General features: G+C 51.7%; 15 protein-coding genes. 3 read left to right on the top strand and 12 right to left on the bottom strand.

Annotation, left to right across the window (positions count from 1 at the left end):
- Positions 1–46: 46 nt before the first annotated feature.
- The gene (locus VGJ94_19030; GenBank protein ID HEY3278715.1) at positions 47–655 is read right to left on the bottom strand and encodes a hypothetical protein; all 609 of its coding nucleotides are present in this window, start codon (positions 653–655) and stop codon (positions 47–49) included.
- Positions 656–1,354: 699 nt separating this feature from the next.
- Here VGJ94_19030 and VGJ94_19025 point away from each other — a divergent pair.
- Both VGJ94_19025 and VGJ94_19020 read left to right on the top strand, forming a co-directional pair.
- Positions 1,355–1,942: a YSC84-related protein gene (locus tag VGJ94_19025; protein HEY3278714.1), complete on the top strand. Its 588-nt coding sequence runs from the start codon at positions 1,355–1,357 to the stop codon at positions 1,940–1,942.
- A gap of 181 nt (positions 1,943–2,123) precedes the next feature.
- Entirely contained in the window at positions 2,124–2,390 is a 267-nt protein-coding gene (locus VGJ94_19020; GenBank protein ID HEY3278713.1) for a hypothetical protein, read from the top strand.
- A gap of 693 nt (positions 2,391–3,083) precedes the next feature.
- Here the strand turns inward: VGJ94_19020 and VGJ94_19015 are convergent.
- The 8 genes from VGJ94_19015 to VGJ94_18980 all read right to left on the bottom strand — a co-directional run bounded on the left by VGJ94_19015 (position 3,084) and on the right by VGJ94_18980 (position 17,921).
- Complete coding sequence (locus VGJ94_19015; protein ID HEY3278712.1) at positions 3,084–3,455, bottom strand: hypothetical protein; 372 nt, start codon at positions 3,453–3,455, stop codon at positions 3,084–3,086.
- Positions 3,456–3,601: 146 nt separating this feature from the next.
- Positions 3,602–4,207, bottom strand: a complete 606-nt coding sequence (locus VGJ94_19010; protein HEY3278711.1) for a hypothetical protein — start codon at positions 4,205–4,207, stop codon at positions 3,602–3,604.
- Between the two features lies 1 nt (position 4,208).
- Complete coding sequence (locus VGJ94_19005) at positions 4,209–5,036, bottom strand: hypothetical protein (protein HEY3278710.1); 828 nt, start codon at positions 5,034–5,036, stop codon at positions 4,209–4,211.
- A 1,037-nt stretch (positions 5,037–6,073) separates the two neighbouring features.
- On the bottom strand, positions 6,074–9,361 hold the full coding sequence (locus VGJ94_19000; GenBank protein HEY3278709.1) for a DEAD/DEAH box helicase family protein: 3,288 nt from the start codon (positions 9,359–9,361) through the stop codon (positions 6,074–6,076).
- Positions 9,362–9,483: 122 nt separating this feature from the next.
- Positions 9,484–10,602, bottom strand: a complete 1,119-nt coding sequence (locus VGJ94_18995) for a Fic/DOC family N-terminal domain-containing protein (protein HEY3278708.1) — start codon at positions 10,600–10,602, stop codon at positions 9,484–9,486.
- Position 10,603: 1 nt separating this feature from the next.
- On the bottom strand, positions 10,604–13,915 hold the full coding sequence (locus VGJ94_18990; protein ID HEY3278707.1) for a site-specific DNA-methyltransferase: 3,312 nt from the start codon (positions 13,913–13,915) through the stop codon (positions 10,604–10,606).
- A gap of 186 nt (positions 13,916–14,101) precedes the next feature.
- Positions 14,102–16,996 (bottom strand): SNF2-related protein, encoded by a 2,895-nt coding sequence (locus tag VGJ94_18985; GenBank protein HEY3278706.1) that lies wholly within the window; start codon positions 16,994–16,996, stop codon positions 14,102–14,104.
- A 487-nt stretch (positions 16,997–17,483) separates the two neighbouring features.
- The gene (locus VGJ94_18980; protein HEY3278705.1) at positions 17,484–17,921 is read right to left on the bottom strand and encodes a hypothetical protein; all 438 of its coding nucleotides are present in this window, start codon (positions 17,919–17,921) and stop codon (positions 17,484–17,486) included.
- Between the two features lie 518 nt (positions 17,922–18,439).
- Between VGJ94_18980 and VGJ94_18975 the strand changes: the two genes are divergently transcribed.
- Positions 18,440–18,946, top strand: coding sequence for a hypothetical protein (locus tag VGJ94_18975; protein ID HEY3278704.1), 507 nt, complete (start codon positions 18,440–18,442; stop codon positions 18,944–18,946).
- A gap of 252 nt (positions 18,947–19,198) precedes the next feature.
- On the opposite strand, the gene VGJ94_18970 is transcribed toward VGJ94_18975, so the two are convergent.
- The 3 genes from VGJ94_18970 to VGJ94_18960 are packed head-to-tail and all read right to left on the bottom strand — an operon-like array spanning position 19,199 to position 20,192.
- Positions 19,199–19,417 (bottom strand): hypothetical protein, encoded by a 219-nt coding sequence (locus tag VGJ94_18970; GenBank protein ID HEY3278703.1) that lies wholly within the window; start codon positions 19,415–19,417, stop codon positions 19,199–19,201.
- A gap of 3 nt (positions 19,418–19,420) precedes the next feature.
- Positions 19,421–19,759 (bottom strand): helix-turn-helix transcriptional regulator, encoded by a 339-nt coding sequence (locus tag VGJ94_18965; GenBank protein HEY3278702.1) that lies wholly within the window; start codon positions 19,757–19,759, stop codon positions 19,421–19,423.
- 52 nt (positions 19,760–19,811) lie between these two features.
- The gene (locus VGJ94_18960) at positions 19,812–20,192 is read right to left on the bottom strand and encodes a type II toxin-antitoxin system RelE/ParE family toxin (GenBank protein ID HEY3278701.1); all 381 of its coding nucleotides are present in this window, start codon (positions 20,190–20,192) and stop codon (positions 19,812–19,814) included.
- Positions 20,193–20,352: the final 160 nt, after the last annotated feature.

Genomic DNA, 20,352 nt, shown 5'->3' with positions numbered 1-20,352 from the left:
GAGGGCTCGCAGGCCGCCTTTAGGCGGGGCTTGGTACGCTGACCCGCTATTGAGCGGGCGTCTCGACCGCTATTACCATGGCATCGGTGACCCTCAGGACGATGTCGTCGCCCACCTTCACGGCCTTGAACCTCTTTGCCCTCTCGTCCACCGAAAAGGTGGCCACGTTGCCCTCGGGTCCTTTGAGCGTTACGGTTCGGTTCGCATAATCGATTGCCTCGACCCTGGCAGTTATTTCAGAGGTACCTGTCATGACAACGCCCGGCTTTGCGCCCTTGGGCGCCACCTGGACGGTCCGGACCTCGCCCTGCGCCGGCGAGTCAGTAGCCTTCCTGACATAGAGCGCCACGGATTTTGCATAAGTTACCTTGATCTCGTCACCCGCCTTTATCTGGTCGAAGTTTTTCACGGACGGGTCCACCTTGTGAGCGACCATTCTCCCGTCCGGAAATTTGAGGGTCAAGGTCCGTGCCGCCGCGTCAACTGACTCGACGTTGACCTTCTCCGAAACTGACTGCACCATAACGACACCGGGCTTCTCGCCCGCCATCTTCGCGGCCCCAAGCATCTCGGTATCCTGAGCCAGGGCAAAATCAATTTGTACCACCGTGAAAACCAGTGCCAGAGCCATTACTGCTAACAATACCCTCTTCATGCCTTACCTCCCTTCCTCATTAATTTGGTGCATACAAATACTCGACTAATACCGAAAAAAGCCGCCCCCTTTGCAGGGTTATGGCAGGCTGCCGCCTCAGCATTTTTCTTTCTCACCTCTTTTCAAGTGCCGGTATAACATTGTGATCTGAACTTCCCTGAACAACTCTCTCGTGTGTTGAGCCCCTTATCCGCCTTCTTCGTGCCCTGAGAACGCCACCAGATGGCATCCAAGGGGGCTGTGCGCCGCAGGTTCAGCAAATTCAGCTGCCACTCCGCTCCGCTTCATCCGGCGCATGAAATCGAAGGGTCTTTTTCCGACAATCTTCCAAAAGACCCGGAGTCCCTGGAGGAAGTGTAAGTATCGATGTCGTTCTCGTCCACTTCCCCTATCCGGGCAGCCATACCGAACGCCCCATCCCGGTCTTTTTCGCTCTCCCCGATCCCATCCTCTCCTTGCGAGAATCACCGGGAGAGCGAAAAAAGGAAACTGTTCGCGACATTCCCCGAGGAGCGACATAATGAATATATGGCCGCTTGACAAGACAGAAGCCTGTGATAATAATCCCGGTATGGACGGGGATGGGCCACCATGAGTTCTCATGAACTCCGGTCGAGTCTAAAGAAGAACGGCAATGATGACGGTTAATTTTGGCGACTATTGGATAGGGACGCGCGGAACACGGGAGGAGGACGCACAATGAGGAGAGAAACAGTTCGTGCAGTTATTTTGTCGGTCATGATACTGGGGTTCCTGGGGCTTGCGTCCTGCGCGACCGCCCCGAAGACGGAGGTTCAAAAAGAAGAGGCGCAGGCTCCTCTCCGTGACATGGCGGCACAGACGCTTGCCCAACTCTATAGAGCCAACCCCGCAGCCCAAAGGGTAGTCACAAATGCGGCGGGCTACGCGGTCTTCACCGACTTCGGTTTTAAGCTCATGTTCATGGGAGGGGTCCGGGGCAAGGGCATGGCGAAGAACAACGACACGAAAAAGGAGACGTTCATGGAGATGGCGGAACTCCAGCCGGGGTTGGGTCTGGGAGCCAGGAGATTTCGGGCCGTGATGATCTTTGACACTCCGGAGGCCTACAACAAATTCGTGACTTCCGGCTGGGAGTTCGGCGCGGACGCCATGGCGGCAGCCAAGACCAAAACCGAGGGCGGGGCGCTCGCCGGAGCCGTGACAGTGTCGGAAGGCGTGCATATGTACCAGATCACTGAAGAGGGTCTTATCGCCGGCGTCAGCATCACGGGCGCCAAGTACTACAAAGATAAGGACCTGAACTGAAGAAGGAGAATAGAAAGAGAGAGCCCATAAAAGATCCTATGGCTAATTGAGCCACCCGGATCAAGGCCCGGAGCGTGGGGATAAAAAATTTCGACATCCGCGCAAGGGAAGAGAGAGACAATGAAAATGAAATCGATCCGGCAGCCCTGTGTCTGAGGGCCGCGGGAAGGCTGAAGGACCCGTGGGGAGACATCTTGTAGGTGCATTAATCCTGGTTTTGGCTGGATTATCCATCCTCGCGGGCAGCGCAGCGGCAGACTGGGGTAAAACCGAATATATGGTTTCCTGCTACGCAGGGGACAGAAACAACAACCAATATCTGGGCGAGGTCGACGTCTTCGACACGCGAAAAGCAGCACAATCCTGCAACCTGCTTTATGGCGACTGTAACTGGAATTGCAGCGGCTGCTACATGGACGAGGAATCGAAGGAGGTATGCATCCGATAGCTCCCACAAATACCCCAACAACCAGAACTATTCCAGGTCGGCCCCCTCATTCATGATGTCCATATACTACCGATAATTGTAAATCCTTCCCCTGGGTCGGCCGGTTATTTCCGTTACGAGCCTTCCATCCTCAAGTGCCTGAACGGCTTTGGTTACTGTGGGCATGAGAGGCCTGTTTCGGAGGACAGAGACGCATGCTTGGCGGGGACAGCTTGTCCTGTGTCAAGGGACCGACCCTTCTGCTTTGTCCTGAGGCCACGGCCTCGCTCTAGCCGGGAATGTGGAATTGACACAAAAGGCCCATCTGCGGCGCCATGCTCCGCCGGTGCCCTTCGACGTATCAATATACGCCTGCGGTCCTCCTATGCTCGCCTGACACCACATCTGGACCTTCCGGCCAATTCCACCCTCCACAGCAGGCGGCTCCAAAGGTATCACATTAGATGGTCGCCGCGGCACGACCTCTTTTTGATTATATTCACTATATCTCACTTCTTATCCATCGTCCGAATTACGCCGGGCCCTTGCTGACCGGCAAATCGAGGATTACTGAACAAGGCTTTGTCTCGTGTCAATCAAGGGCTGACCCTTCGTGACAAGCGGTTTGAAGTAGACTTTTGGGAGGACATTCCGAAGCAATCGACTAGCTTCGGGTGAAGAGGAAGGCTACGCCCGGTGAGTGTATCTCATTTTCTAGGCTTCCATAAACTCAATGACCATTTTGACATCGTTTCTGCCGGATTGGCTTTCGTGTTTTTTGATTAGATTCGCGTCTACCGAAAAGTTCTTTACTTTAAAATATCCGTGAGACTTCCAGCCACTGTCGGTTTTTGTAAAGATAGGGATCGAATCGTTTAGCTGGAATTCACATAGGAATTTACTGTATCTTTGTTTGTCTGGTCCTGTTCCGACCAACAATATGTCGGGGGCGTCGGGATTCATGTCCTTCCTCATGCAGATTGCGATCACACGGCCCCCGGAATGGACGAGGCAGTCCTGCAGGCCACCGCCACCAACTTCCTCTGCAATTTCTATTCTCGTGTAAAACTGGTTCTTCTTGAACATGCAACCTCCTTCACGTCGGTTTCTCGGGCTCTTTTTTTATTTACCAAATACACAGATTGCATCGTGGCTATTCCCGTTGGCCTTCCTACGATTTGTCGAAGTTTTGCTGCCACCGCACGGGTGCCGACGTACCGTCGGGAACCATCCTACGGCACGCCTCTATACAGCAGCAATGCCGGTTTTATGATGTGCTCCACTATCGCTTCGCTGTTGTTGATGTCGAATAGATTGCGACGGACAAACTTGCCGCTCAGTTTGATATACGCATCTTCATGTTCCACGTTTTCGGGGTCTTTGAAGACCTTCTCCCTGTTATATTCAATATGGGCCATTATATTCTCAAACTTCTTGATCCATTTTACCGAGAGTTTCTGATGGATATTATAGAGCACACCGGAAAACACGGAAGGCTCGCTTACCTTAGGATCATCCAACACAATACTGGTATGGAACACTTTGAGTCCGCCGTTAATGTCGGTAAGTGTTTGACCTCGATCCAACTTGGTTCTCTCCTCCGGCACGAAAGATACGGCGAGTTTTCTTGTGAGCCACATCGCCACGTTGGGAGATTCCAAGCCTGATGAGCTTCTCGTGCTTATAGCATAGCCGCTGGCCTTACAAATCACGAATTTCTCGTCTTCTTCAAATAGCTGTCCTTCTATCTCCTTTATGAGATACGACACTTCAAGATACATCTTCTGAAGGTAATCAAAAGCCATCCGCGTTTGGTTGACCATCTCCGGCCTATTCATCTTACCCTTTCTCCTTCCAAAATATGGTTTCCTGCGGACGATGGAGTAGTCCGGCGTCATTCATGGCAAAGAACATCCTGCGAGGCTCGTAGAATATAGCATCATATGCCGCCCTGAGCCTCCCGCTCTCCGAAAAACTCGATAGAAAGCCTATGAAGTTCCCTCTGTAGCGGGCAGTATTCGCCTCGAAGAAGACCGATCCCTTTTGGGCACGGTGGAAGATTCTCCGGTGCGGGATGTGAGTCCCGAGGAAGTTCCTGAGGTTTTTTCGATCAAGAAGATTGTAAAGGTCCCGCGCAAAATCAACGTCCTCCTGGCGCAAGTCCCAGCCGCGCTCAAGGGCGTCGTAGAGGAGGTGAGAGACAATTTGCCAGTTCGTCCATTTCAAATGTTGATGTAGTTCTTTGGGAACTGCATCAAATCTGTGGTGCCTATAGTAATGATCGGCAGTTATGGCAACGAGCTTGAACTCCTTGCCGTAATTTTTCGCGTCGAGGAGGCCGCCCTCAATTTCTCTGATCAACTGGCCGCGGGTCGTCTTGGTCTCCTGCCCAAAGTTGGAGAAGTACTTCGCTTCAAAGAGCAGATAATATTTCCCCACGAGGAGTACAAGGTCGGGCTCTGTGTTCTCCTCGTACCGAGGCCAAAACTCGAATTCGGCAGCTTCCGCCTCCTCGTCGGAGACGCTGAACTGAAGTCTTCGGAGATATTCCTTCAGAAAGACCTTGCGGGTAGAATATTTAAAAAAGGAAAACACATTACTCGTGAGGATGTCTTCCTTTCTCTCGTCAGCGAGAGAAAGCTTTCCCTTCAACTCAGCTATGTACATCGTCACCCCTCTTATGCACGCCCCCTATTTCCATGTCGTCGAGAAACTCCGACGGTGTATGCCGCTCGTGACGAGCAGATAGTCCTTGGCCCTGGTGCAGGCGACGCAGAGAAGGTGGCGCTCCGTCCCCTAGGTACTCTTCTACCATCGGAATGTAACTGCGATGCCCGGACGATTTGCCAAAAGAGCATAAAGATTGCCAAAGTCCTCCGCTTGGACGCCGACAGCCTGATGAACTCCCCATATCGCGCCTGTATCACCAATTGCAAGTTCGAATGTCCCGCAAATCGCAACAGTAACCTTATTCTGTCGATTGGCCGCCTCTATAAGGGTTCGAAGGTCCCGGGAGGCGCCTCGGATCGCAAGCTGCTTCTGATATTCATGGCCCTCGCACACCTCTCGAATCACACGGGGACCGACTGCCAAAGTAATGAAAGCCATTGTGTCTCCCTTGACAATTTTTGGGAAGTGTTCGTGACAGTGTACCACCCACGTAGAATCTATTGTGCTCCACGACCTATCAAATTTCAAGACAAATTTCTTTGTGCTTACAATCAAAGGCGACTTAGAACGGGTTCTTCAAACCAAGAGGATCGATACGTGACTTCGGGGAGTATATCTCCGTAGGTTCCTGGGGGGGTACAGGGAAAGATAGTTATTTATTGATGCGCGTCTCCCACATGGGGCCCTATGCCGCAAGGAGAGGCCAAACAATCGCCTAGGAGAATGGGTACCGGTTGATGGAGGAGAATCTCGTTTAACTTAAGTTTTTAAGAGCGTCCCGCAACCCCTTATCCTTCAGAAAGACCTTGCGGGTAGAATATTTAAAAAAGGAAAACACATTACTCGTGAGGATGTCTTCCTTTCTCTCGTCCGTGAGAGATAGCTTCCCCTTCAACTCAGCGATGTACATCGTCACCTTTCTTATACAGGCAGAGCAGAAGGGCACTGAAGAATTGCCTTTTGTACCCTCTTGGTCGCTTGTTTATTAGAAATGTATTCCATAGAGGAGTTACTCCTTGTGTCGTAAGATTTCTCTACTTTTCTCCTGCGCGCCCGCTATTTAAAGTGTTTCTCATTCCTTCAAAAAGTTTTTCAATATACCCATCACGGTCATCCGTCATAAAGAGTACATGCTGTTTTTCGAGTTCCTCCCGGGTGTTGCCCCATTTTAACTGGGGATGTGGGGTCCACGAGAGGATGAAACTGTTGAGAACTATATTCGGATCGTTGAGGCGTTGCTCGATGTCCTTGATTCGGAGGTGGAGCTGGATCTTCTCGCTTGCCGGGCCCTCGCCATGCAGGAGGCCATGGGGGTCTAAGAAGGTGACGTACTGTTTGTCTCCAGTGAGCATCCATAGAATGAAGTCCGGGTAGAAGTTTCCCGCCTCGAAAAACCCTACACCCTTGCCGCGGCTCATGTTTCTCAGCAGGTAGAGCTCCACGCCGTCGGTCTTAAGGGTAGCCTTATTCATTTCGCACCAGTCCTTCAGGTCGGTGACGAATTGATATTCACTTTCGTTGAGCGCTATCGGAAGGATGGTAATCTTGCCGCCGCGACGGACATGAAATAGGGGCTGGAAAAGATGCCGTCCGAAGTCGCAGGCGTTTAGATCGCCGGCTCGAAGAAGGTCGTCCTTTCTCGATTCGAGATCCTTCTTGATCCGTTCGATTCCCTCAATGACCTGCAACTCGTCCCCGTCAACGATGAGTTGATAAAGTTCCTCTTTGGGTAAGTTGTCGTCATCCGCCGTCAGCTCCCTGAGCTCAAGCCGCGGCTCGATAAATTCGCGTTTGCGGTAATTGTAGTAATGCTCGCAGTACCTCTTCAGGAGCTCGACGGCAACCTGCTGCAGGAGCATAACTCCATGGAATCCCGATGGTGTAAGCCATGTTTCCGGCAGATAAAGGATGTACCATGACGTATCGTGGAGAAGACGGTATATGCCGTCCTTCGAAATGTTGAGATTGTGCCAGGTCCGTTCGCGCTTGAACTGTTCCAGCTCGAAAAACAGCGCGTCGTAATCCAGCAGAGCAAGATGCCCTTCTCTAAGATACGCTTTGTCCTTTTGGGCGACAAGGCCCCCTCCCCTGGACTGTACGGCCTGGATGCGGGGGTACCAGTCTGCCACCACCCGGTTGTCGGTCATATATTGAGGCACATCGCCCACGGTAGGGACGGGTCCATCCTTTTTGAAATCATATTCCTTACCATCAGAAGCCTTTCTTTTCGGGCGCAGGATTTTGAGCTTCTTGCCGAAGTCGTAGGTCACATTCAGGGGGATGGTTATGACCAGCCTGTGCTCGTTCCCCGGCAGGCCTTCCTCTCTCAGGAAATCCCGGAACTTTTCCATGAAATCGGCTTCAATCCCGAACACGTTGAGGGTTTCGATTTCCGTAATGAAGACGGGCTGCTGAGGTGCGGAAGACTTCCCGCTCCGTTTCAGACTCCACTCGTAACCTTTAAGGCGGACGCCACGCCCGAACAACTGAATGATCTGAGAGCCTTCGCTGCGCCCCACATGCATCAGCCCCAAGGTGCTGACCCTCCAGCAATCCCATCCTTCTACGAACTTCTTTGACCCTATGAGGAGGTTCACGGGGGACGACGAATCCTTCACGGAGGCGAACATGGCCTCGGTAAAGTCGCTGTCTTCCACCTTCAGAAGGGTACCGTTCTGGGCGGCCACCTCTTCAACGTGGTCGCAGAGGCCTTTTGCGTCACCCACGTTTATGAGCCCGAAGGGGTCGCGAGCAGAGCCGACGCGGAGAGCCACCTCGCCGGATTCCCCCTTGATCCTGGCAAGCTCAAGGATGCCGCCCGCCGAATTGTTGAAAAGACGCGCGAGAATATCGCGGTAGAGATGGTCTAAAGTTTCTCCGGCCATCATCATCCTTGCCAGATAATTGAAGGATTCGGCGAAAATATCGGCCCCATCCTTGTCAACGAGGCCCGTATCACGGCCCTTGCCGGTGAGGATATCGCCCATTCTCCGGCACGCACCCTGGCGGTCATGGAGGAAGCCGGCGATGAATTGAATTATCTGCGCCACATCCGTTGCCATGATCTTTTCGTCTTCGGAGCCCCCTTTGGCCTTTGAGACCGTGCTGCCAACGAAAACCCAAAGCGGTTTTTCAATATTGAAGGGCTCGAATTCCACCAATTTGTCTTCGTAGATCCTTAGCTGTTGGTAGAATTTGAGCAGGCAGGCCGTCAGGTATGTGGTCCTCATATCCTCGAAGGATTTGGGCAGGTTCAGTATCTGATAATCCTTGCCGAATCCGTCCTCATAGAACCATCGATAAGAGTAGTCAAAAAAGATAGTCTTGGCATAGCTGTTTTCGAAATCTTTGTTACCTGCAGCCGACACCGCTTGTTCGAAGGTCGCCGAATACTCAAAGGTAAATCCTTTTGCGCAAAGGTCCGACCTGCGAGTAAGCCACACGCCTTCCTCTTTTCCGCTCATGCCCCGATGGCCTTCGTCTACCAGGAGAAGGTTTTCGTCGCCGAGGCTACGGGCGGCGATGGTATTAGGACCTTCCTGGTCTGCCAGCTTGGTGATTTCCAGTACATCGACCCGATTGAGGCCCTGCGCCTGGGTGAAGAGTTGTCCTTTTTCTTTCACATAGCTGCCGGCCGTTATGCCGCTCTCCCTGAATTCACCGACATGCTGCTCGCTCAGCCGTTCATTGGGGGTAAGGAGAATGACCCGGGAGAGGAGCTTCTCCTGTGCGCACTTCCTGGCGTAATGACGATACTGAAGCAGATTGACGTGCATAAGGAGGGTCTTCCCGCTTCCCGTGGCGTTCTGGAGGCAAAGTTTATTCAGGTCGTCTTCCGAATAGGCCGGGAAATCCGCATAATCGACCCATCTCAGGTTGAAGCGCTTCACAAATTCGTTGAGGTCCTCTACGAGTTTCTCCCGATTGCCGAAAAAACGGTCCAGGTAAACTTCCGCAAAGAGCAATGTCAGCCATTGATAGTATTTCCAGACCACGGGCCTGTGTCGCCTGTCGTTGATGGCCTGGGTGTGTCGCACTAGGTTTTCTTCGTAGATCAGGATCTGCTCTTTCGGAAGAAGGGCCAGGTCGTTCCAGAATAATTCACTATGTACCAGGGCATGGTAGAAATGGTGAAGATTATCATGATCCAGACCTTCCCGGCATTTCCTGAGCGGCTCTGTGAGATCATGAAAGGGCCGCGTTGAAGCGCCGGAATACTTTTCGGACAGGGGATCGATGCCGAAAAGGCTGATGAGCCAGTGATTGAGGAGAAGTTTGTTGCGAAAGGCATGCTGCTTCGGACCTTTGGGCTTCTTAGGCATGGACAAGTACTCGATATTCAGCGTGATTATGGTTGTGGCTCATGAAATAGCCACGAAGTCTATTGTGTCTCATATTGGTGCTATTATGATACACAACTGACTTTGCGTCTAACAGACGAGACTCAAAACGCATTGCGTCCCTCCGCAATATTCAATAACTCGCTGAATGCAAGGACTGCAGCTCTCCGTCCTCTTCCGGGAACGAGCTCCGCGAGCATCTTGCTCTCTTTAAGGACCGCAAGGATTCTCGAGGCAGTTGGCTTGGGAATGGATGAAGATCTCACGAAGTCGCTACTCCGGAATATGGGCCGCTGAAATATCCAATCCAGAGCGTGAATGGCATACTGCGAATGTGTCTGGGCCACCATATCCGACTTTTTGGTATTGTAAAGAGCCAGTATGGCATGCGCCTTTTCTCTATTTTGCTCGGCCTGCTCCTGGATCGCCCTGAGAAAGAACGCGCTCCAGCCAGTCCAGTCTTCATCCCGAGATACGGCAAGGAGCCTTTCATAATACTCATCACGGTGAGTCTCAAAATAGGCGCTGATATAGAACATGGGGCTCTGAATCAGACCGGATTGAGAGAGAAAGAGGGGTATCAACATGCGGCCGAGGCGACCGTTTCCGTCCAGGAAGGGATGGAGCGCCTCGAACTCGGCATGAAGGATGGCAAGCTGCACCAGCTTGTCAGGGGCGTCGCCATGAATATACTTTTCCCAATCCCCCATGGCTTGAGGCAGCCGTTCAGCGGAAATAGGCACGTACCTGGCCGTTTCCATGGTGCAGCCGGCCGGCCCGATCCAATTCGGAACCCTTCTATACTGCCCCGGCGACTTGCCATGTCCCCGCACGTTGTTTAAAAGTATTTTGTGGGTTTCCAAAACAATTCGCAGGCATAAAGGCAATTCCTTGAGCATATTCACGGCGTGACGCATGGCTTCACGATAATTGAGGACCTCCATAATGTCATCCCGTTTCTCGGCTGACATGCCGGCCTTCTCTCCTTCGGCCTCATACTCCAGCACTTCCCCCATCGTCGCCTGGGTGCCTTCGATGCGGGAAGAAAGAACAGCCTCCTGAGTTATCAAAGGGCTCAACAATATGGTTGAATTGGGTATTGCAGACAGCACTCCGTCGTAACGGGCTATAGCGGCATTGGCCGGCCCGATCAGGGAGATGAGGTCGGCCCAGTTGACTTTTTCAGGAGGAAATTTGCCATAGTGATAATTGACCGGCGCCACGTCACACCCCCTCAACATCCCACATTCGTTTCATGAACTCATCCTCTATCAGACGGACCTTCCAGTTATCCCCTTCTTTCTGGAGGTTCGGGAGATTGTTGCTCCCGTTGACGTAAATGGTATCGAATTCGAAATCCCTCGTGCTGATGCGGTTCTTTTCGAACCACTCGTCGAGCATGAGATTGTCCTGTTCCATATCGCCCGTAAGCTTTCGCCAAACGATAAGCACCTTTTCCCGATGACCGTTGCCCGGGTTTGATGGGTCGGCGGGAACCCAGCCCTCGATTTTTCTGAACCACCAAGGGCCCTGGATATCCTGTTTTATCTTCCCATCGAGGATAAGCTTTGTGTGTTGGTCCTCGGGCAGTTCAGGATCAAGGATATGGGCAAATGCGGCCGCGAAAGATTGTGGTACCGCAATGTGTGTCACCCTCAGGCCAATCAGGTAATTAAACGTCTCCACAAGATCGACATGCCGGGTGACATGTTCGTCGCTGCCCGGCTTTTTCACCATCAGTCTATACGCTGTAGGATCACTAAAGGCATCGATGTTCAAAAGAGATTGGCTGCCCCTGGTCTCCACATCCAGCAGGTAGTGGAGCATGTAGTCTTCTATGAGGAAAGTGTTAGAAGCGATGGCCTTAATGCGCCCAGCATCGTCATCGAAGCGCAGGTTATTGAGGGTATCCTCATAGGATTCGAGGCGTAGGTATTTGAAGCAATGGGAGATGCCGGTCTCACGGGCGACCGGTTTACCGTCCCTCCAGCTATCGGAATAGACCACTTTGGCAATACGCGGTTTTAGAACAGTATCGAAATAGTCACCCATTTCCACAAGGATGTACTTACGACGTCCGCCGTCTTCGCGGTTGAGGTTCATAACCGCGTGGCCGGTCGTGCCCGAGCCAGCAAAAAAATCCAGTACCTGCGCTGATTGATCTGCCCAGTACCGAATTGCATCAGTGGTGAGATGTATTGATTTTGGATAACTGAAATGCAACCCGGATCCAAGAATGTCGAGGAGCAACTTTGATCCGTGGGATGTGGCCGAGTATTTTGGCTCCGACCAGAATGTTTTTGGTTTTTTTCCTTCGGGTTCTCGCGACTTTTTCGACACCTCCAATCTACCGGCTTTCTCGATAACAGATATCTCGCCTTCGGCAATTCCCTGCCTTGCGCCCTCTACATTGACGCGCCATATACGCTCCTCACCTTTGGGGTCAATTGGCCATACTTCAGTTTCTCCCTGTAGCGGGGCTTCCTTTACAAGCCATTTTTTTGCATGCTCGCTCCAGTCCATTGTTGGAACTCTGACCTGAGCGCCATCTATAAACAAGGGGAACCATTGTTTGGGCCTGTCTGAGGGTCGCGAGTTACCTCCCCTTCGACGCAAATTATCCCAATAAAAATAACCTTTTGTGTCCCTTTCCTTGTATTGCTCTCGTTCCTTGGCGGTGAGTCCCCTTAGGACCATGTTTATTGATTCGATATCATTTGCAAAAATATGAAAATAATCATGGCTCCGCGCCGGGACGTTTGGCCTAATATTTTGACCTGCTGGGTTTACTTCGACGGCAATAGTGCCCACATAATTGTCGTCTCCAAAAGTGTCAGACAACGCAGTCTTGAGGTTTGAATACTCGGTGTCGTCGATCGCGCCCATAAACACACCAGATTTTGGGGTGAATAGCGAGGCTACTCTAATCCTATCGGACAACATAGCAAGCCACGAAGAATGTTTGTAGCCGTTCTTATATAAGAAAGCATTCTCAGAAGTATTATAGGGCGGATCAATATAGATACATTCCATCTGCTCTCGATAGCGCTCCCGTAACTGACTCAATGCCTGGAAATTTTCCGAATGAATCAGCAAGCCATCACACTGTTCGTCAAATCCTTCAATTGAGGAAATAAGTTGTTCCTTAAACGTATCGTCAAAGAACTGAGTATCAAGCACCATCTTGTTGTGAGTTTTAAGAAAATGCACCGTGAGGGGCTTTGAATAACCTGGTATATCAGGGGTAGCTAAGTCACCGGGCACTGTCTCGATCTCATCAATCGAAAACAGGCGTATCCACTCGTCATGTTGCGCCTCATTCGAGGTTATCTCGGGATAAAGCACCTCGGGTATCCGGTCAAGGGTGACACAGTAATTTGTCTCGATAACGAACTTCTTTTTTAACCAGAGTTTCTTCTGGAAGTCTTCGAGTTGCGCGAGGAAATCGATGAGTTTGCCCGCAATTAGCCGAAGGACCTTTATTTTCGCAAGATATGACTCAACGGAGGGCACGTCGGCGTTTTCGATGTCGTCGAGACGCATTATTTCATTCTTGATATAGAAATCGAGTTCCCGGTGGAGAAAGCCGCCAAGGTCCTTATGGATGAAATAGTCCATGGTGTTGCGGGCCGTATACTGGTTGATATATTTCGCCAGGAGAGGCCGTTTTTTGTCTGAATCCGTGGGGGAAGGGGTTCTTAACAGTTGCCCATATTTTTCCAGGCGAGGAGATGCCTCGCCTTTGGCCATTTCTTCTAAGGCGTGCAGAATTGTTTCCATTGCCTCGGCGTTGCGTTTTTCGCGGTGGGTACCTTCCTGGCCTGATTTTTCAGGATCAGGCCGGTACTCGAAGTTGACGGTCAACTCTTCTCTGTCGTTCAGCTCTATGGGTCTATCCTTGTGGATGAGGAAGAAGCGCTTCGTGGTCTCCGATGCTTTTACATTGCCGTGCTCTCCCTCGCTCGCTTCGACGATAAGAAAATGGACCTTGAGGTCATCGAGAGGGTCTTTATCGGAGAGATCGAAAAGAGTGTCCTTATCGCCCGCTTTTTCTTTGCGGTTCCTTTCGATCTGGGCTCTTGCCGCTTTAGAAAGATCGAAGGTAAAGTTGGTGAAGTATTCCGCAGTCTTAATATAGTACTGGTCTGCATTGGCCCAGTGGAGCTTAACCTCCTCTCCGTTGTAAGGGACCGCAAAAGGAGCAGCGCGACCTTCCGTTTCCCTCGCATAGTAGCGGCGGGAGATGAAATCGCCGTCGTCATAGTACCGTTCAAAAAACCTGTAGAGGTGATCATATATGTCGGCTTCCGCCGAGGCCGTATCCGCAACCGCTTCATATTGGACCCGGGCTTCCTTTACCGCGTCCGTCGCCTCAGGGTCAGGAGCCCCGAATTTTTGGGCCGTGGTAATTGCCTCCTCTATCTTTGCCTTGAGGCTATTCTTGCGAGCCTCGTCAACATGGCCGAAAGCCTCCTCGACTATTTTGAGAAGGTCATTGTCGATAAATTCCGAGACCTGCCGGGCCTTGGCATGCATGATGCGATAGAAGCCGAAGTCAAGGTCCGGCTGATCGAGCTGAAAAAGCTCCTTCAGTTTCTTGAGAAGCCTGGTTCTCAATTGTTCGGTCGTAGGCATTCTTCAATCTCCAATCAATAATGATCGATGATCACTTTTGGGAATTTTTATTTTAGTCAAAATAGCTACAGGAGTGCCGCCATTTCATCATACCACACTCCACCGTATAGTAAAGGCCGGTGTGACCGTTGTTTTTTGCTGCATGCGCTTTACGAGCTGATCTACGAGGTGGTCCCTCTTGGCGGTAATCTCGTCCTCAATGTCAAAAATCCGCTCCCGCAGGGTGCGTTTCTTGCGTTCAAGCCTGCCAATCTCTTCCTGCAGGCCGTGCTGCTCCTCAATGGTGGGGGCCTGGCGGCTTCTGCGCTGCAGATCCCGGACCTGGCGTTTTATATCGTCCAGCTCCTTCTGCGCGGCCATCTCCATGTCTTCCGCCCATTTGTCGAGCTGCCGGCACGCCTCGGTGAAGTGCTGATTGTTTTCTTCCAGGTTACGGGCAATCGTAGCCTCTGTATACCTTTCGGAATCGGCGCCTAAGCGATCCCGGGAGTCTTGAGGCAAGTCAACCGCCTGGCGGGTTCGGCCCCTGCAGTTGAAGAGCTTCTCGCACGTCTCCTGGTCTATGTTGTTGCCCTGGTCGTCAACCGCGGTAAAGAGCAGGAATTCTACCCGGTCGAACGAGTCTATCCGCACGTGCCGGAGACGGAGCCAGCCGGATTTTCCCTTGAGCTTCTCCACCATCAAGATCCTGGTGGGATGGTTGCTCATGTCGAATTCCACCTCCGCCGTGGGGCACTCGTACGATACACCCTCTGCAATGACGTGCTCACCGAGGGGGTGGCTCAGCCTGTAAAGGTATTCGCCCGGTACATTCTCTCTATCTTTTGAAATGAGATGATAGTGTCCGGGAGTAGCCCCGGAGATGGGGGAGGAATCGAGAAGAAAGGAAAGGTTCGGGTCGTCGAACCGGGCCAAATCCTGAAGGACGTGCTTTGTGAGCATCCAGAAGAGCCGCCCGATCCTGTCGAGTTTCTCCTGGGCGCCGGACAAGTTGACTTTGAGCCTCGCGTGGACGTCCTCATCGAAATTCTCCATGAGGAGCCTTCTGGTGTCCCGCATCCTTGTCTGGATCTCCTCATCGAGGTCGGTCTGCAGACGTTCAAAGGCTGCTTGAATTTCCTCTTCCGTGCGGCATTCCTGATAAATTTCAAGGACGCGCTTCTCAAAATCAATCCCGGACTCAATGGAACCGAGTACATCATCGGACGCACCGAAGATGCCGGTAAAGAGGTTAAATTTCTGATCCAATAACTCATATACGCGGCGGTCTGCCTCATTCCGTTCATTCAGGAAATTGATAACCACCACATCATGTTTCTGACCATACCTGTGGCATCTTCCGATGCGCTGCTCTATCCTTTGCGGGTTCCAGGGCAGGTCGAAATTGACGATGGCCGAGCAAAACTGAAGGTTAAGGCCTTCCGCACCCGCCTCTGTCGCTATGAGGATGCGCGCATGCGATTGAAAGCGGTCAATGATGGCCGTGCGGAGGTCAATCTGTTTGGAGCCGGTGGCCCGGCCCGAGTCCCGGTTGGCAATGAGCCACTCCTGATAGACCTGGCCCGATGCATCATCTTTGTTCGTGCCGTTGAAGGTAAGCACCTGACCGGCATATCCGCTGCCTTCAAGAAACTCCTTGAGCCAGGCCTGGGTGCGCCGCGATTCGGTGAAGACCACCACCTTCTGCGCTGCACCCATCTCCTCCATTTTTCTAAAACCGATCTCAAGGGCCGCGACGAGGGCCTTTGTTTTTGTGTCTATGCCGATGCCCCTCGCCCACCGGATATAATCTTCAAGCTCTTGTATCTCATGGGCTAGCTTTTTGAGGTCAATCGGCTTTTCTACCGCCTCGGACGGGACCTCCACGGGCATGCTGTCAGCGTCGACGAGGTTATCCTCCTCGTCCTCGAGAAGCTCGTCGAGGACATCGTCGTCAATCTCTTCGTCGGATATGAGGCGCGTCAACACCGATGCATTGCTCCTGACCTCATCCTGGAGCCTGAGAAGCCTGTTTCTCATGATTTCCAGTGTACCTGCTACGGCATGGGGGGAGGAAGCAAGTACTTTACGGACCAGGAGGATGAGGAGGTGTTTCTGTCCCGATGGCAGAGCGTACGCATCATCGCGTTTCAGATAGGCCGACACGGCCTCATAGAGTTTGTGCTCTTGTTCCGTGGGCTTGAAGGGGCGTGTAATGAGTCTTCGCTCCGTGAAAGAAACGAACTCGACCACCTGGCTACGCAGAGTGCGCCAGCAGAAGGCCTTGAGGCGATCTCTTAGTCCCGGGATATCGCCTCCGTAATTAAGATACTGGGCGCGAAAGGAGGCAAGCTCACCGAAAAAACGTTCATCGATAAGGGTGGAGAGGCCATACAGCTCCAGGAGCGAATTTTGAAGTGGCGTGGCGGTCAAAAGGAGCTTTTTGCGGTCTTCCGTGGCCATACGGATTTTCTGACCTATCTGATTACTCTGGCGGTAGGAATTGCGGAGCTTATGTGCTTCATCGATGACGACAAGGTCCCACGGGATTTGTTTGAGTTCGTCCGCTTTGCCTGCTGCGTAATGCATGGAACAGATGACTATCCTGCTATCTCTGAAGGGATTCGGTCTGCCATTTTTCTGCTGGTCCCGAAAGGCTTTTGCATCGAGAACTATAGAGGGGAGGTTGAACTTTTCAGAAAGTTCCAACTCCCATTGTTTGCGGAGAGAGGCAGGGCAGATCACCAAAAGATGGCGCCGCCGCTCCGCCCAGTATTGGCACAGTACAAGACCCGCCTCAATGGTCTTGCCAAGGCCAACTTCGTCGGCGAGAAGCACCCCCTTGGAGATAGGAGAGCGGAGGGCAAAAAGGGCCGCCTCAATCTGGTGGGGGTTTAAATCCACACAGGCATCGAAAAGGGCGCGCCCCAGCCGGTCGACTCCACTGCCTCCCGTCCGGCTAAGCTCGTAGGCGTAATATTTCGCGTGGTAATCAGTTGTCATCGATGTCAAAAGTCTTCGTGAGACCCCCATGCCCCGGTAGCGCGTGCGGTATGTCGTCGCCCCATCCGATGTGTTGCCGACGAACCTTTCTCTATTCCTTTCTCACATATATAGAGGTTTTATTCAATGAAAAAGTGGCAGGCGAAGGTAATGGCACGATCATCCAGGGGGTACCAGCAGGGACGCTCTTAAGAACTTAAATCAAAATTTCCCAACATCGAAAGAGAGCTGCTTCTCAGGAATCAAAATTAAATAACTTCATTAACGGTAACACAATCTAGTGAATATGGTTATGGACGTCCGTATGCCGTGTAGAACGTATGACTTGTTGGTTAAAGTCCAACCATGGGAATTCGCTCTGATGACGTGGTTTCGGCCCACCGTGACTCCCGAGGTGACTGGTCGGGGCCCAAGGGGCCCCTGATACAATACATCTTAGGATAGCGTAGCCAGTTGAGATACCTTGAGTCGGGTCTTTATTATCGCACTATGGTTGCCCTCGAGTTCCACCTACATACCTTTCAGTCCACTTCAGGAGTGCAGTGTGCTCAATCATGGGAGATTTTTCACTTATTTCCCGGTCTAACCATTTTTTGCTTTTATCTACAACGGCGCTCCATTCTGTCTTTTCATTCAGGTACCTCTTTTCAAGAATTTCCAGTACTATCGCCGTCGACAACACAAGGAACCGATTCATCTTTTGTCGGCCCATGATCTTCTTTGACAGCTTCATGAGGTCAACTGCACTTAAACCAAGCATCACCGCAAGAGGAGTGTCCATCTGAAACCCGCCCTCGAATCGCTCGACAGACAAGATTTTAAGGATTATATCCTGAACGGTATAGACAGGTGCCTTTTTGAAAGTGAGCGTGCTTGCCGGTTCAATGGCATCTGAAGCTGTTTTCGTTTCCCCATGTTTTTTCATAGATACTCAGCGATACGCGCCTTCATGACGGCATCATATTTATGAAAATGATGTTCCGCTTTACGGACAGGGGGCTCTTTCCTATGCCTTGTTTCATTCATCGATTTCACCTTCATTTATATAATCAGTATGTCTATTCTACAACACTTCTGGAGTAGCGGCAAGATTAGGAGGGCATCCGCTTTATACTCCATGCTTGGTGATCGAGGGGGGCCCTTTACTTTTTCACTTTCCGTCCCCTCTCATGATGTAGTTTCGTGAGCGATCGGGACATCCTTCAGTATTTCAATAGCCGTAACTGCGGGGGGGCACGTAGGTTTTCGGCAAAAAGCCACCCTTTTGGTCCGGCCGGAGCACGTCCGGGGTGGGGCGTGCGTCTAAAGAGAGTTTTTTCAACTGCTTTCAAAGACTTAGGGGAGGACCTTTTGTTAGTCTTCACGAGACGCTCGGGTCGGACGTCCCTTTGCATAGTACCCGGCGCCGGGGTTCCCCGATAAGGGGACAGGAGGAGTACTCCCATGCGGGTACAATTTGATGAAGATACGGGTGAAAGGGCATATCTCGCATGGAAGGAATGCGGGTATAACTCCGGGAAGGCGGCGCGGCGGCTTGCGGCAGAGGGGCTTGTCATACACAGGACCACGATCTCGGCATGGGCGGACCGATGCGGCTGGAAGGGCCGTGCCTTAAGAGAACAGAGAGAGGAGACGACAGTGAAAGAAGCGAACAGGGGTGAGACCGAGCTCATCGCCGGTCTTGAAGCGCAAAGGAAGCGGTATGAGGGGTTCTTCGAAACTCTCGGGCCTACGGCGATTGACGTCCAGGCCACCTATGCCTACACCGCCGTCGTGAAAGCGATCGCAGACGTCCATAAGAAGATGGAGCCGGACGTCTATTACTCGGTCGCCGTTGCCATGGATGTCTTCGTAAAGTCCATCAAGGCGAGGGGCGAAACCCTCGATAAGGCGTTCGTCCAACAGGTCTTCAAACTCATAGATGAGTTCTTTGATGAGGTAAAACCCTAATGATTCCGCGAAAACTAACCGACACCCCCTCCCCCCCATGGTGAGTCACAAGAGGCACAAGCCGGGAAATGCCGAAAAGGGGCGTGAAACCCCTTTCGTTGAGCACGATGGGGAATCATGACCACATGTGCGGGTTAGCCGGCAAGGGGCATTATCGGGCACCCAGGTGCCCGCTCTATGGCCGCGGCGGAAGCACTGCTCTTTGAAAATGGAATATTGGGGAAGCTTAGGGGAGGGCCTTGAATGAAAGGCCTAGAGGTCTTTTAGATTGAGTTTTGAGACCTTCCCCAGGGCCGCGCCCTGCAATCCTTTCTCGACGCTTTCCAGGGCTTCCGAGTTCTCATAAAGCCATGCCTCAGAAGAAGGGATGAGCTTAAAGATTTTGCTCAACCTCTCATACTCTTTTATATCAATGGTAACGGCTATCTTGTGCCCTTTCGGATTGGTAACGAACTGCTTGATCTTGATCACCCTTTATACCGCCTTGCGAATCGGCTCCAGATTCACGGACATATGTCCCTTGTCATCCTCGGCCGCCGGCTTGACCCTAACCTCGATATCCTGGCCCAATATCGTGAGGAATTCCATGAGGCGCCCCACGGAGACCGATACCGGCCGGCAGCGCATAAGCGCGGATACCTGGGCCTGAGTCGTGCCCAGAAGCTTTGCGGCTTCGGCTTGTTTTAATCCTCTATCCCGGAGGATCTGATAGATTTGTACAGTCAACTTTGCCTTTACCAGTTCTTGTTCCGAATTGGGAAATCCAAGATCGGCAAATACATTGCCACTGCTTTCCTCATAATTTGTTGTCATGTCATGCCCCTTTCATGGTCTATCTCGCCGTTGCGTGCGGTGAGGTAGATTATTATCTGCTTCTATAATGAGCTTCCGCTTCTTTTAATCGCTTCTCTACAAGTTCTGTATCTCCTCGCGACGTTCTGATCCCCTGCTTCGATTTCTTTTGAAATACGTGCAGCACGTAAACGACACCCGCAAACTTAACCGTGTAGACCGCTCGGTATGTATCGGTGCGGTAATCTTCGATTACCTCCAATACGCCTGCCCCGCCAAATCCATTAAGAGGCTTGGCATCAGGCGATTTGTCCCCCAATTGAGCCGCTACGAGTGCGGTACCGAATGCTCGACGGACGGGCTTGGGAAGTTTCTTCATATCTTTTAAGCTACTTCCTATCCATTCTACTTTTTTTGGCTGATTCTGCTCTTCTTCCGTCTTTTCCTTTTTCATCTTCTGCTCTAATATCCTTCAGGATATCCTCAGTGGGTTTATCCAATTATATATATTTGAATATATTAAGTCAAGAAGCTCAAAAAGCGACCCTCACAGTAAAGCCTGTGCACTTTTCCCCTTGCCTAGACTATGAGAGAGATTCCATGGCGCGGCGTCG

The organism is Syntrophorhabdaceae bacterium (assembly GCA_036504895.1).
Classification (GTDB): domain Bacteria; phylum Desulfobacterota; class Syntrophorhabdia; order Syntrophorhabdales; family Syntrophorhabdaceae; genus PNOM01.
The sequence above is the reverse complement of the archived record's forward strand: the minus strand, read 5'-3'. Positions and strand labels throughout refer to the sequence as shown.